Origin of the sequence: Burkholderia sp. Bp9099, assembly GCF_003857805.1 — a bacterium.
Taxonomy (GTDB): Bacteria; Pseudomonadota; Gammaproteobacteria; order Burkholderiales; family Burkholderiaceae; genus Burkholderia.
In genome coordinates, this window is record NZ_QTPU01000002.1 from 301,349 (window position 1) to 314,268 (window position 12,920).

The 12,920-nt window shown below is 66.9% G+C and carries 11 protein-coding genes and 2 pseudogenes; 10 read left to right on the forward strand and 3 right to left on the reverse strand.

The annotated features are described in order from the left end of the window. The first annotated feature begins 24 nt into the window (after positions 1-24). Positions 25-345 carry a DUF4148 domain-containing protein gene (locus DIE17_RS03205; RefSeq protein ID WP_124920652.1) on the forward strand — a complete coding sequence of 107 codons (321 nt, stop codon included), beginning with the start codon at positions 25-27 and terminating at the stop codon, positions 343-345. Between the two features lie 141 nt (positions 346-486). Here DIE17_RS03205 and DIE17_RS03210 read toward each other — a convergent pair. Next, positions 487-1,471: pseudogene (locus DIE17_RS03210) on the reverse strand (hypothetical protein). 614 nt (positions 1,472-2,085) lie between these two features. Between DIE17_RS03210 and DIE17_RS03215 the strand changes: the two are divergent. From DIE17_RS03215 to DIE17_RS03245, 6 genes are all read left to right on the forward strand, one after another. Beyond that, on the forward strand, positions 2,086-2,892 hold the full coding sequence (locus DIE17_RS03215) for a transporter substrate-binding domain-containing protein (RefSeq protein WP_124519821.1): 807 nt from the start codon (positions 2,086-2,088) through the stop codon (positions 2,890-2,892). 89 nt (positions 2,893-2,981) lie between these two features. Continuing rightward, entirely contained in the window at positions 2,982-3,668 is a 687-nt protein-coding gene (locus tag DIE17_RS03220; RefSeq protein ID WP_044846547.1) for an amino acid ABC transporter permease, read from the forward strand. After that, entirely contained in the window at positions 3,665-4,315 is a 651-nt protein-coding gene (locus DIE17_RS03225) for an amino acid ABC transporter permease (protein WP_124519822.1), read from the forward strand. Before DIE17_RS03220 ends, DIE17_RS03225 begins: the two co-directional genes overlap by 4 nt. Further along, the gene (locus DIE17_RS03230; protein WP_044846549.1) at positions 4,302-5,051 is read left to right on the forward strand and encodes an amino acid ABC transporter ATP-binding protein; all 750 of its coding nucleotides are present in this window, start codon (positions 4,302-4,304) and stop codon (positions 5,049-5,051) included. Before DIE17_RS03225 ends, DIE17_RS03230 begins: the two co-directional genes overlap by 14 nt. Positions 5,052-5,116: 65 nt before the next feature. Next, positions 5,117-5,674: a GNAT family N-acetyltransferase gene (locus DIE17_RS03235; RefSeq protein WP_260439195.1), complete on the forward strand. Its 558-nt coding sequence runs from the start codon at positions 5,117-5,119 to the stop codon at positions 5,672-5,674. A gap of 421 nt (positions 5,675-6,095) precedes the next feature. Next, positions 6,096-7,661 (forward strand): methyl-accepting chemotaxis protein, encoded by a 1,566-nt coding sequence (locus DIE17_RS03245; RefSeq protein WP_124666238.1) that lies wholly within the window; start codon positions 6,096-6,098, stop codon positions 7,659-7,661. Positions 7,662-7,729: 68 nt separating this feature from the next. On the opposite strand, the gene DIE17_RS38370 is transcribed toward DIE17_RS03245, so the two are convergent. After that, positions 7,730-8,995 (reverse strand): formylglycine-generating enzyme family protein, encoded by a 1,266-nt coding sequence (locus DIE17_RS38370; RefSeq protein WP_409410391.1) that lies wholly within the window; start codon positions 8,993-8,995, stop codon positions 7,730-7,732. A 3-nt stretch (positions 8,996-8,998) separates the two neighbouring features. Continuing rightward, positions 8,999-9,697, reverse strand: a pseudogene (locus DIE17_RS38375) (caspase domain-containing protein); the annotation flags it as partial. A 325-nt stretch (positions 9,698-10,022) separates the two neighbouring features. On the opposite strand from DIE17_RS38375, the gene DIE17_RS03255 reads away from it, so the two are divergent. From DIE17_RS03255 to DIE17_RS03265, 3 genes are all read left to right on the forward strand, one after another. Further along, complete coding sequence (locus DIE17_RS03255) at positions 10,023-10,451, forward strand: DUF4399 domain-containing protein (protein WP_124485919.1); 429 nt, start codon at positions 10,023-10,025, stop codon at positions 10,449-10,451. 42 nt (positions 10,452-10,493) lie between these two features. After that, positions 10,494-10,919, forward strand: coding sequence for a DUF4399 domain-containing protein (locus tag DIE17_RS03260; protein WP_124485920.1), 426 nt, complete (start codon positions 10,494-10,496; stop codon positions 10,917-10,919). Positions 10,920-11,342: 423 nt separating this feature from the next. Next, positions 11,343-12,770: an efflux transporter outer membrane subunit gene (locus DIE17_RS03265; RefSeq protein WP_124891955.1), complete on the forward strand. Its 1,428-nt coding sequence runs from the start codon at positions 11,343-11,345 to the stop codon at positions 12,768-12,770. Positions 12,771-12,920: the final 150 nt, after the last annotated feature.

The following is a 12,920-nucleotide window of genomic DNA, read 5'->3' on the forward strand; positions in this document are numbered from 1 at the left end:
CCCTGTTCACTGGAGGTCGAGATCATGAAATTCGCTATCCGTACCATCATGCTGGCGGCGGCCATCATCCCCGCATTCGCAGCGGCCGCTCAATCGAGCAACGGCCTGACCCGGGCGGAAGTCCGCGCGCAGATCACGCAGGCCGAGCAGGCCGGTTACAACCCGGCCCGAAAGGACATTCACTATCCGCAATCGATCCAGCGGGCCGAGGCGCGCATCCAGGCGACCGCATCGGCCCCGCAGGCCGATACGTCGGGCTATGGGCCTGCATACAACGCAGCGGGCGACTCGGGGGGCGTGATCCAGAGTCATGCCGCGGCGCCTCATTTGTATACGCATCATTGATGCCATGCATGCGAGCGTCGGGGGCTACGCTCACGATGATTTGCCGGCAACGATCGCCGACTCGAGCGCGCATGTGATATGAGCCGGCGGCGGCTTTCGCCGGGCCCGGGCCGGATACCGCCCCCGTCGTTGCGCGCGGTTTCAGTCGTTGCCCTTCTCGAGCACGTTCTGCGTGAGCGTGACCGACGGAATCGTCGGCTTCAGCGACGCACGGTGCGCGCGGCTGCTCAACCACTTCCAGCCGCCCACGAGCAGCAGTGCGACCAGCGGGATCGACGCGATCGTCCACGTCCCGTTCGGGTAGTCGAACGCCATCAGCACCAGCACGCCGAGCAGGAACAGCAGCGTGAGCCACGACGTGACGGGCGCGCCCGGCATCCTGAACGGCACGTCGTCCACTTCGCCGCGCCTGACCGCCGCGCGGAACTTCATCTGGCACACGACGATGAAGCCCCACGTGCTGATGATGCCGAGCGACGCGATGTTCAGCACGATCTCGAACACGCTCGACGGCACGAGATAGTTGAGCAGCACGCCGAGCGCGCCGAAGAACGTGACGAACGGACTCTGGCCAGCCTTGTACGCGCTCCACGGCAGCAGACAGACCAGCAGCACCACCGACGCGACGTAGAAGATCGCGATGCGCCAGATCACGTTGTTGATCGCGCGCGGCAGCACCTTGCGCGCGTCCTTGCATTCGCCGGCGGCCGTGCCGACCAGCTCGACGCCCGCGAACGCGAACACCACGCCCTGCACCAGCACCAGCGCCGGCATCATGCCGTGCGGAAAGAAGCCGCCGTGGTCGGTGATCAGATGCATGCCGGTGTCGTGGCCGGCGACCTGCACGCCCCCGAGGATCACCGAGCCGATCACGAGAAACAGCACGATCGCCGCGACCTTGATCAGCGCGAACCAGAACTCCATCTCGGCGGACCACTTGCGACGGTCCGGCGGCCTGCAGACGGCCGCCCGCGCCGAGGAACAGACCGGTGCCGATCGCCCCGCCGATCGCGATCATCTGCACCTGTCGATTGCCGAGGGTCTTGTGGTAGCCGGCTTCGTGCGATTCGAGCCAGCTGCGTTTGTCGGTTTCGCCGGTTGTCGACGGTTCGGGAATCGATGCCATGACGGTATCCTCGCGCGCGGATGTGATTGGATTCATCCCGATCGCGAGGCGACCCGGAACCACCGGTACCGGCGGATCGGGGCGCGGAATCAAGCGCACCCGTCCTGGTTGCGATTCGCCGAGTGCGGCGAAAGGCACGGTACGTCGCGAACGTATTCAGCTGTAATTCCCACCACAAACAGAATGCAAATTTGGACCGGGCCTGTTCGAATCCGTGCATATGGGCCTCGGCCATGACGCCTCGCAGCGAAAAGCGAGCAACCTGCACGGCGTCGGCGATGCCGTGCATCGCGTGAATTCGAACTTCGTTTCGATGTCCTCATTCCGCGCGCCCCGGATCGATGTACCGGTGCCGGCGTGCGCCCAATGCACGGACTTCCGATTCGCGGGGTGAACCAGTTAGGTAATTTGGTGCGCCGGCGCGCACTGCGGGGGCAACCGCTGCCGCCGCTGCCGGCTCATGCACCAAAATGAGGAATGCGGTGCGCCGGAATTTCCGTCGACTGCCGCTAAGGCAAGCGTTTCACGGCGGTGGCCCGGTTTTTGCTGGAGTACCCGCGGCCGCGCAACGGTTGCGCGCTGCCCGACGACATACCAGACAAGGAAGATTCACCGTGAGCCCGACGACTCGACCGTTCCCCCGACGCACCTGGCTGGCTGCGCTGATCGCCGCCCCCGTGATGGCGCTGTTCGCCGCTGCGCCGGCGCATGCCGACGCGCTCGACACCATCGCGAAAAACGGCGCGCTGCGCGTCGCGGTGCCCGAAGACTATCCGCCGTTCGGCTCGGTCGGCACGGACATGCAGCCGCAGGGCTACGACATCGACATGGCCGAACTCCTCGCCAAGTCGCTCGGCGTGAAGCTGAAGCTGGTGCCCGTGAACAGTGCGAACCGGATTCCGTACCTGACGACCAACAAGGTCGACATGGTGATCTCGTCGCTCGGCAAGACGCCGGAGCGCGAGAAGGTCATCGACTTCTCGAGCGCGTACGCACCGTATTTCCAGGGCGTGTTCGGGCCGGCCGACGTGAAGGTGAGCGCGCCCGCCGACCTGACCGGCAAGACGGTCGGCGCCACCCGCGGCGCGCTCGAGGAGATCGCGCTGTCGCAGCTCGCACCGAACGCGACGATCAAGCGCTTCGAGGACAACAACGCGACGATCCAGGCGTTCCTGTCGGGGCAGGTGCAGCTGATCGCGGCCGGCAACATCGTCGCGGCGGCGATTCTCGCGAAGAATCCGCCGCGCCGGCCCGAGGTCAAGTTCGTGATCAAGAATTCGCCGTGCTTCGTCGGCGTCAACAAGAACGAACCGCGCCTGCTCGCAAAGATCGACGACACGATCGCCCATGCGAAGCAGGACGGCACGCTGGGCGCGATGTCGAAGAAGTGGCTCGGCCAGCCGTTGCCGGCCGGACTGTGACGAATCGCAGTGTCGCCTGATACATCGCCGCGGCCGGCACCGCCGGCGCGGCGGGTGTCGTTGTCCGAACCCGACTTTACTCAATCGTCATGAGCTACCAGCTTCAATTCGGCGAGCTTGCCGAATACGCCGGCGTGTTCGCGAGCGGCGCGGCGATCACGCTCGCGCTCACCGCGGTCGCGACCGTACTCGGCGTCGCGCTCGGCGTGCTCGGCGCGGCCGCGTACAGTGCCGACGCGCGCGCGGCCGTGCGGCTGCGCCCGCTGATCGGCGCGTACGTCGAGGCGATCCGCAACACGCCGTTCGTCGTCCAGCTGTTCTTCATCTTCTTCGGCTTGCCCGCGCTCGGCGTGCACATCGACGAATACACGGCCGCGATCCTCGCGATGACGCTCAATCTCGGCGCGTATTCGGTCGAGATCGTGCGCGCGGGCGTCGCCGCCGTTCCGAAAGGACATCTGGAGGCGGCGTCCGCGCTTGCGATGTCGCGCGCGCAGATGCTGCGCCACGTCGTGCTGCCGCAGGCGCTCGCCAAGGTGTTTCCGGCGCTGTCGAGCCAGATCGTGATCACGATGCTCGGCTCGGCGGTCGTGTCGCAGATCTCGGTGGCCGACCTGACCTATGCGGCCGGCTACATTCAGTCGCGCAACTTCCGTGCGTTCGAGACGTACTTCGTCATCGCGCTCGCGTATCTGGCGATGGCGCTGCTGCTGCGTGCCACGCTGGGCTCGATGGGGCGCCGCCTGTTCTCCCGCCGTGTGCGAGGTGCGCGATGATCGACTTCACGTTCGGGCAGATTCTCGCGAACCTGCTGCTCGCGGCCCGCTGGACGATCGTGCTGTCGATCGTGTCGTTCCTGTCCGGCGGCCTCGTCGGCCTCGGGCTGCTCGTGATGCGCGTGTCGAGCTCGACGCTGCTGCGCGGCGTCGCGAAGCTGTACATCGAGATATTCCAGGGCACGCCGTTGCTGATGCAACTGTTCATCGTGTTCTTCGGCCTGCCGCTCGTCGGGCTCGACGTGCCGCCGTGGATCGCGGCCACCGCGGGGCTCACGTTCTTCACCAGCGCGTATCTCGCCGAAATCTGGCGCGGCTGCGTCGAGGCGGTGCCGAAAGGGCAGTGGGAGGCGTCGGCGAGCCTGGCCATGAGCTACGTCGAGCAGTTGCGTCACGTGATCCTGCCGCAGGCCGCGCGCATCGCGATCGCACCGACGGTCGGCTTCGGCGTGCAGGCCGTGAAGGATACGGCACTCGTGTCGATCATCGGCTTCACCGAGCTGACGAAGGTCGGCATCGCGATCTCGAACGCGACGTTCCGGCCGTTCGTCGTGTACGGCCTCGTCGCGCTGATCTATTTCGCGCTCTGTTATCCGCTTACCCGTTATGCGCGCACGTTGCAAAGGAGATGGCATGCCGCTCGTTGAAACCCGTGGTCTCGAAAAGAACTTCGGCACCCATCATGTGCTCAAGGGCATCGATTTCTCCGTCGAGCGCGGGCAGGTCGTCTCGATCATCGGCCGCAGCGGCTCGGGCAAGAGCACGCTGCTGCGCACGCTCAACGGACTCGAGAGCATCGACGCGGGCACGATCTCGATCGACGGCGAACGCGTCGATGCGCGGCACGCGGACCTGCGTGCGCTGCGGCTGAAGGTCGGCATGGTGTTCCAGCAGTACAACCTGTTTCCGCACCTGAGCGCCGGGCAGAACGTGATGCTCGCGCAGTCGGTCGTGAAAAAGTCGCATCGCCAGCAGGCGCGCGCGATCGCGGAACTGATGCTCGAGCGCGTCGGCCTCGGCGACAAGTTCGACGCGTTTCCGGAACAGCTGTCGGGCGGCCAGCAGCAGCGCGTCGCGATCGCGCGTGCGCTCGCGATGAAGCCGAGCGTGCTGCTGTGCGACGAAATCACGTCCGCGCTCGACCCCGAACTCGTCGGCGAGGTGCTGGGCGTCGTCGCGCAGCTTGCGCGCGAGGACATGACGCTGATCATGGTCACGCACGAGATGAACTTCGCGCGTGCGGTGAGCGACCGGATCGTGTTCATGCACCAGGGCAGGGTGTGGGAGAGCGGGACGGCCGAAGAGATTTTCGAGCGGCCGCAGACGGTGGAGCTGACGCGGTTTCTGGGCAGCGTCCGGAACACGGAAGCGGTTGCGCGCTGATTCGCGACGGTGCTGACACGGTCGCCCCGATCGTCGACAATCCGGCTCGTGCGCCGCGCCCGCGTGTGCCAAGCCAGCCGAGAGAGTCTTCCATGTCCGTAATATCCGTCAGGACCGCCCACCTCGACGATGCGCAGGCGATCGCCGATTTTCACGTCAAGGTCTGGCGGCATACCTATCGCGATCTCGCGCCGGCGCAGGCGCACGCCGTCCTCGACGAGCGCCATCGCGGCAGGACATGGCGGGAAAAGCTGGCGTCGAACGAGCGCGACCAATTGGTGCTCGTGGCGGAAACCGACGGCACGATCGTCGGCATCGGCGCGGCCGGCGCGCCGTCGGAGCCGATCTTCGGCGGCCGTGGCGAGATCAAGTTCCTGTACGTCGATCCCGGGTTCAAGCGTCGCGGCATCGGCCGCACGCTGCTCGCCCGGCTCGCAACGCATCTGCAAACGATGCGGTACCGGGGCGCGGCGTTGAGCGTCGTCAAGGGAAACGACGCCGCGATCGCCTTTTACGCGTCGTTGAACGGCCGGCTGGCCGGCGAGTACGTCGATGCGGGGCCGATCTGGCGATCGCGGAACATCGTGATGGTGTGGGACGATTTCGCGAGTCTCGTTTCCTGACTTCCCGCCTCGCTGCAAACACGTGCGCGCATCACGCGACGCGCGCGCGCAGCCACGCCGTGAACGCGGTCACGAGCGGCGCCTCGGTCATCTCGTGACGCGCGACGAGATAGTACGCATGGCGTGACGGCACGGTTTCGCATGAAGCCATGCGGCGGGTTTCGCGGGCGGCCGGTGGGGGCTTCATTCACGACGGTTCGCAGACGAAGCGGCCGCACACGCCGGACGGGCGGCGATTCACCTACCACGCCGAAATTCGGCGCATAACGCATCGTTTCCGGAAGCGTTCCTTGTCGATTTCGCACTAATTCACGCGCCGCTCAGGTCGTTATCGAGGCATCGGTCTCGCACGTGCCGCCTTCGATCGGCTTGACACGCATGCGTCGCATGCAACGGCTTCGTGCTCAACGCTTCCCTCATCATGATCAGGAATTTCAGCATTCGCGCCCGGCTGGCGCTGGCGATGGGTTTTCTCGGCGTACTGCTCGTCATCGGCGGCATCATCGGTGTGATTGGCGTGGCGATCAGCAACGACGACGTGAGGACGCTTTATTCCGAACGGCTCGCATCATCGGAGGCGCTGGGGCAAGCGAATGTCGCGCTGTCGAGAACCCGTCTATGGCTGTATCGCATCGCGCTCGATCCGGACGGCCCCGACGTGCCGCAGGAAACCGCGTCGTCCCGCGAACTGCTCGCCGCGTCGAAAAAGGCGTGGGACGCGTATCGCGCGCTGCGGCTCTCCGGCCCGGAAGAAGCACGCCTCGCGGCCGACGCGAACACGAAGTTCAACGCGCTCGTCGAGAACGGCCTCGAACCGATGTTCAGCGCCATTGCCGCGCACGATCCCGCGAAAATCCCCGACGTCTGGCGGCACATTCCGCCGTCGCTGTTCATCGACGTCTCCGACGCGATGGACGCGCTCGGCCGGATCCAGATGACGGCCTCGCGCGTGACGTTCGATGCCGCGCAGGCGCGTTTCCACTGGTTCGTCGGGATCGCGATCGCCGGCATTCTGGTCACGCTCGGCGCAGCCGTACTCACGTGGTGGTCGCTTCAGCGCGCGATCGGTGCGCCGCTCGCGCACGCACTCGATCATTTCAGCTCGATTGCCGGCGGCGACCTGACGACGCGGATCGACGTCCATTCGACCGACGAGATGGGGCAACTGATGACCGGACTGCAGGCGATGCAACACAAGCTGCTGCAGACGATTCGCGTGGTGCAGGATGGCGCGCACTCGATCGAGACGGCCGCGCGCGAGATCACGGCCGGCAACATGGACCTGTCGCAACGGACCGAAGAGCAGGCCGCGTCGCTGGAAGAAACGGCCGCCTCGATGGAACAACTGACTTCGACGGTTCGCCAGAATGCCGAGAACGCGAAGCAGGCGAATCAGGTGGTGCAAGGCGCGGCGCAGCTGACCGAAGAGGGCAATCAGGCGGCGCAGGAAGTCGTGAACACGATGCGCGGCCTGTCGGAAGCGTCTGGCAAGATCGCCGAAATCATCTCCGTCATCGAAGGCATTGCATTCCAGACCAACATCCTGTCGCTGAATGCGGCGGTCGAAGCAGCGCGGGCTGGCGAGCAGGGGCGCGGATTCGCGGTCGTCGCAGGCGAAGTGCGCTCGCTCGCCCAGCGCAGCGCCACGGCGTCGCGGGAGATCAAGGAACTCATTACGGATTCGCTGAGACGCGTCGAGACCGGTGCGCGACAGGTCGATCGCGCGACCGGGACGATGTCGGAGATCCTGACGTCGGTGCAACGGGTGCAGGTGCTGATGGGCGAGATTGCCGCCGCGTCCGACGAGCAGTCCAGGGGCATCGAACAGGTGAATCAGGCGGTGACGCAAATGGATCAGGTCACTCAGCAGAACGCGGCGCTGGTTCAGCAGGCGTCGGCGGCCGCGCTGTCGCTGAGGGAGCAGGCGGGGCAGCTGGAGGCGACTGTCTCGGTGTTTCGGATCGGTTCCTCGCACGCCGATTCGTGAACCCGGGCGGCCGAATCGATCTGCATGACCGGCACGCGGCGGCCGGCCGTTCTCGCGCCGAGATCCGCCTACTTCATGTCCCGCGCCACGCGAAACCCGTTTGCCGAATAACGTACGCTGCTGTCGTACTTGAAGCGTGTCGAAACGGGCATGTAGCCTGCACCATCCCGCCACGAGCCGCCGCGGATGACGCGGACCTGGCAATTCGGCTCGTCCCATGAGCGGCCGTCGGCAGGCGCATTCCTGTACGAGTTGTGCCAGCAATCGCTGACCCATTCCCATACGCTGCCACCCATGTCGTAGAAGCCGAGCGGATTGGCCGCGAACGAGCCGACGTTGTCCGGTGCGTCGGCATGCCACGGCTGACCGCAGTCCTTGCAGTTGGCGTTGCCCGGGCGCATCTCGTTGCCCCACCAGTAGCGCGTCGCGGTGCCGCCACGGGCCGCGAATTCCCATTCGGCCTCGGTCGGCAGCCGGTAAGACTTGCCGCTGATTTTCGACAGCCACTTGACGTACAGTTGCGCATCGTCCCAGCTCAGGTCGCGCACCGGCGCGTTCGCCGCCGTGTTGCTGTCGTTGGGCAGGCGCGGGCAGGCGCCTGCATCGCGGCACGCGTTCCACTGCGCAACCGTCACGCCGTACTTCGCCAGCGCAAAGGCGTGATCGAGCGTCACGCGATGCGCAGGCTTTTCCGACGGATCGCCCGAATTGCTGCCCATCGTGAAAGCCCCCGGACTGACCGCCAGCATGGCGGGGCAGGCAGGGCAATCGTGGATTTCATTGGCGGTCGTCGCGCCGCCTTTCTGCGGCGGTGCCGACGGGGCCGCCGCGGCAGCGGGCGGCGGCGCTTTCGGCGTCGAGCCGGACGTGTGCGCGGGCTGCGCCGGCGCAGGAGCCGGAGCCGGAGCCGGAGCCGTAACGGCGGCGGGGGCCGGCGCGGCGCTCGCCGTCTGCGCGGGCGCGGACGCCGCTGGCGCCTTGGGCGCGGCCGCGCGCAGTCGCGCGAGACGAGCCTGCGCCAACTGCGCGAAGCGGCCGTTCGGGTAGGTCTTCAGATAGGCTTCGTAGTCGCCCGCCTCCTTGCTGTCCTTGATCGACTCCCAGAACGTGATTTCGTACTGTTCGGCGCTGTCTTTCGGCATCACGCCGCGGCTATCGAGCGCCACGACGCCGACGTCCGCCAGCACGTCGGATCGTTGCGCCGTGCCGCCGCCGTCATGCGCCCCGGCGGTTCCTGCGCGACGTGCCCCGGTGAATGCCAACGTCGCCGCCGCACCGGACAGGGACGACGCGATCCACGGCGTCTGCCGATGCCCGGTGGCGCGTTCGACCATCGCGCCGGCACGGTCGAAGACCTGTGCGATACCGAGCCCCGGCACCGCGAGCGTCTGCAGCAGCGCTGCCGTGTAGACACCGTGCGCCGTACCGTCGGCGGCGCCTGCCCCGGGCGCTGCCGCGTATGCGACGAGCGTGTGCGGCGGCGGCTTGCGGGCCGCCACGTGGCCGGCACCGGGAGGCGCGATCAGACAGGAATCCAGAATGATCAGATCAATCCGGTCGCCGCGCGGCCGCGACGTCGCGTCGAAGACGGTTTGCAGGTCGATACCCGTTCGCGACAGGCCGGCCGGCGCGCCGACGTCGGCATCGACCGGCGCGAGCCATGTCGTTGCGCCGACGCTGGCGCCGTGGCCCGCGAAATAGACCAGCCCGGTGCCGCCGGCCGCGCCGTGGCGTTCGAACGCGGCAAGCCCGTCGAGCATTTGCTGCCGGGTCGCGTTGCGCAACGTGATGACGTCGAAGCCGAGCGCGCGCAGCGCGTCGCTCATTGCATCGGCGTCATGGACGGGATTGGCGAGCGGATGACCGCGATAGGCGCCGTTGCCGATCACGAGCGCGACGCGCCGCGGTTCGGCTGACGGGGCGCGCGCGGACGCCGACGGCGGTGCGGGAAAAACATGCATGTCCTCGCCGGAGCACGTGCTCGATGCCACCGAGATCGACGCAAGCAGGCATGCGGGCAGGAGTATTCGCCACATGTTGAGCCCCCCAGGGTGCGCCGTCGGACCCGATGCCGAAGGCGGAGCGCAGCCATTGCCGGGTGTTCGGTCGCGGCGAGCGCAATGCCGGCTTGCGGCAGGCACGGGCGCGGCCGGGACACATTCAAGATAGCACGTGCGCCTGGCGGCGATCACCGGATCCACCCGCGGGTCTTGCAAAAAACGGACATACGGATCCGCGCATCGCGGCCGGCCCGTTACCCGGGAACATCGTTATGTGCCTTCCTGTCGATTACGTCCTAAGCTGTTAGACACGCTCCACTGTCCGACGCCGCGCGCCGCCATCCACGCGAGGAGCAACACGATGCGAAGAAGGGCTACCTTGTTGGCTTTGGCCGCCACCGTCCTGGCGCCGAGGATCGCGTTCGCCGCCGGGCGTACGACTTCGCCGCCCGGCGCCGAGGCCTACATCATCTGGCCGTCCGACGGCGCAACGATCACGGGCGGCAAGTTCTGGGTGCGCATGGGCCTGCGCAACATGGGCATCTGCCCGAAAGGCATCGAGCGGCCCAACGTGGGCCACCATCATCTGCTCATCGATACCGATCTCCCGCCGCTGGACCAGCCGATACCGTCGGACCGGAATCACCTCCATTACGGTGCCGGTCAAACCGAGGCGCGCATCGAGCTGCCACCCGGCAAGCACACGCTGCAGCTGCTGATGGGCGACCACGACCACGTGCCGCACGATCCGCCGGTGTACTCGAAGAAGATCACGATCACGGTCAAGTAGCGCGCCATGCCGCGCCTGCCGCACGAACCGGGAATTGCCGCCATGAACAAACTCATCCTCTTCGCCGTTGCCGTGACGCTGCTATGGACGGGGGCGGCGACCGCAGAGACCGGCACGCATCCCCCGAAGGCCGTCGTCTACATCGGCTGGCCCAACGATGGCCAGGTGATGCCGGCCGGACGTCCGTTCCGCGTGTGGTTCGGCTTGCGCGACATGGGTGTCGCGCCGTCGCACGTGCAGTTTCCGAACACGGGCCACCATCACCTGCTGGTCGATACGGACCTGCCGCCGATGGACCAGCCGATTCCGTCCGACCGCAATCACCTGCATTTCGGCGCGGGCGAGACCGAGACCACGCTGGAGCTTCCGCCGGGCAAGCACACGCTGCAGCTCCTGATGGGCGACGCCAACCACGTGCCGCACAATCCCCCCGTCTATTCGAAGAAAATCACGATCTACGTGAAGTGACGTCGCGCACGCCGATCGGCGACCGCTGACGTACGCGCGCTCACGCTCACGCGAGCAGGTGAGCAGGCGGGCGCCGGACGGCGACGCGGCCGCCCGATGCGCCAAGTGTCGGCGCACACCCGACATCCCGAGCCCGAACTGTCTGCGACGCCCCGTCACGCACCGTTGATCCGGGTGCCGCGCGCACGTCGCTCCAATTCCCGTCTTCGTGACCCGGACCCGCGCCGGCAAGCCTGCCGGCACGATTGCCGCCGCCCCCGCGAGCGGTTGGCACGCCCCATGCAAGACGAGACGCGAGCGTGCCACGCTGCTGCATCGACACCAACACTTCCGCCGATCCCGCATCGTCGCCGCGTTCCGCCCAAGGAGTCGATCGTGAACACCTGCCTGTCGCCGACTGCCACGCGCAACTGCCGCGGCTTCATGCGTTCGCTGGCCCGCATCGCCGGTTCCGCCGGCGCATGCGCGGCGTTGCTGTCCGGCTGCATGGACCTGAACGTGCCCGTCTACCAGCGCCCCGAGATGCCGGCAAAGACCACCTGGGCGCATGCGCACGGGCCGGTATCCGCGTCGGACACGGTCAACGCCGAGTGGTGGAAGAGCTTCGACGATCCGACGCTCGACGCGCTCATCGACAAGGCCATCGCGGGCAACGTCGATATCAAGGTGCTGGCGGCGCGCATCGGCGTGGCCGGTGCGCAAGTCGGCGAAGTCCAGGCGGGCGCGCTGCCGAGCGCCGACCTCGGCGCGGGCGTGGACTTCGAGAAGAACACGCATCAGACGCTGTCGAAGTCCTACAACCTCGGCAGCCAGGTGAACTGGGAGATCGACATCTGGGGCAAGGTCGAGAAAGGCGTGCAGGCGCAGAAGGCCGAATACCGCGCGACCGAGGCCGACTGGCGCGCCGGCTACCTGACGCTCGTCGCCGACGTGTCGAGCACGTATTTCCGGATCCTCCAGTTCGACGACCAGATCGAGCAGGAACAGCGCACGCTCGACAAGAACCGGAAGATCCTCGCGATCTACCAGTCGATGCTGGCGAACGGCATCGCGCCGCAGACCGAAGTGCTGCGGCAGAGCGCGGAGATCAACGGGCTGGCGAACGAACTGATCGAACTGCACCGCGAGCGCGACACGGCCGAGAACGCGCTCGCGACGCTGCTGGGCGTGCCGGCCGGCGAATTCAGGATGCCCGCCGGCCATCTCCGGCAGCGCGTCAAGCTGCCGGACGTGCCGATGGGGCTGCCCGCGCAACTGCTGGCGCGCCGGCCGGATGTCGTCGCCGCGCAGTACCGCGTGCTCGAATCGTATGACGAAGTGGGTGCGGCGAAGCTCGCGCAGCTGCCGTCGATCAGCCTGACCGGGCGTGGCGGCACCGCGGCGTTCGCGCTGTCCGATCTCTTCAAGGCCTTCACGTTCAGCTTCCTGCCGAGCATCAACCTGCCGATGTTCGACCCGGGCGTGCGCGCGCACATCAAGACGACCGAGGCGCAGACCAAGGTCGCCGAGCAGCAGTACCGGCAGACCGTGTTTACCGCGTTCAAGGAGGTGGAAAATGCACTCGTCGATCTCGACGCGCACAAGCAGCAGCGCATACAGCTTCAGCAGCAGAGCGCGCGTCTGCGCACCGTCGCAGCGCAGGTCGAGGCGCAGCTCAAGGAAGGGCTCGTCTCGCAACTCGAGGTGCTCGAATCGGAGCGTTCGGTGGCATCCGCGGAACTCGCGCTGCTCGCCAATCATCAGCAGATTCTGAGCGACACGGTCACGCTCTACAAGGCGATCGGCGGCGGCTGGCGTGCGGTCGAAATCTCGAATGCAGGCAGCGAGCCGGCCGGCCACGCGCTGCAATGAACACGCCAGCCCTGCGCGGCCGCGCGATCGGCGCCAGCCGATTGACTACCGCCATCCGTCGCCTAAACTTTTTTCACGATCGTGCCGCCACGTGCGTTGGCGGTGCGGCTTCACTCAGGTGGTTCGAAAGCGCGTCGCGTTGCCTGCGCC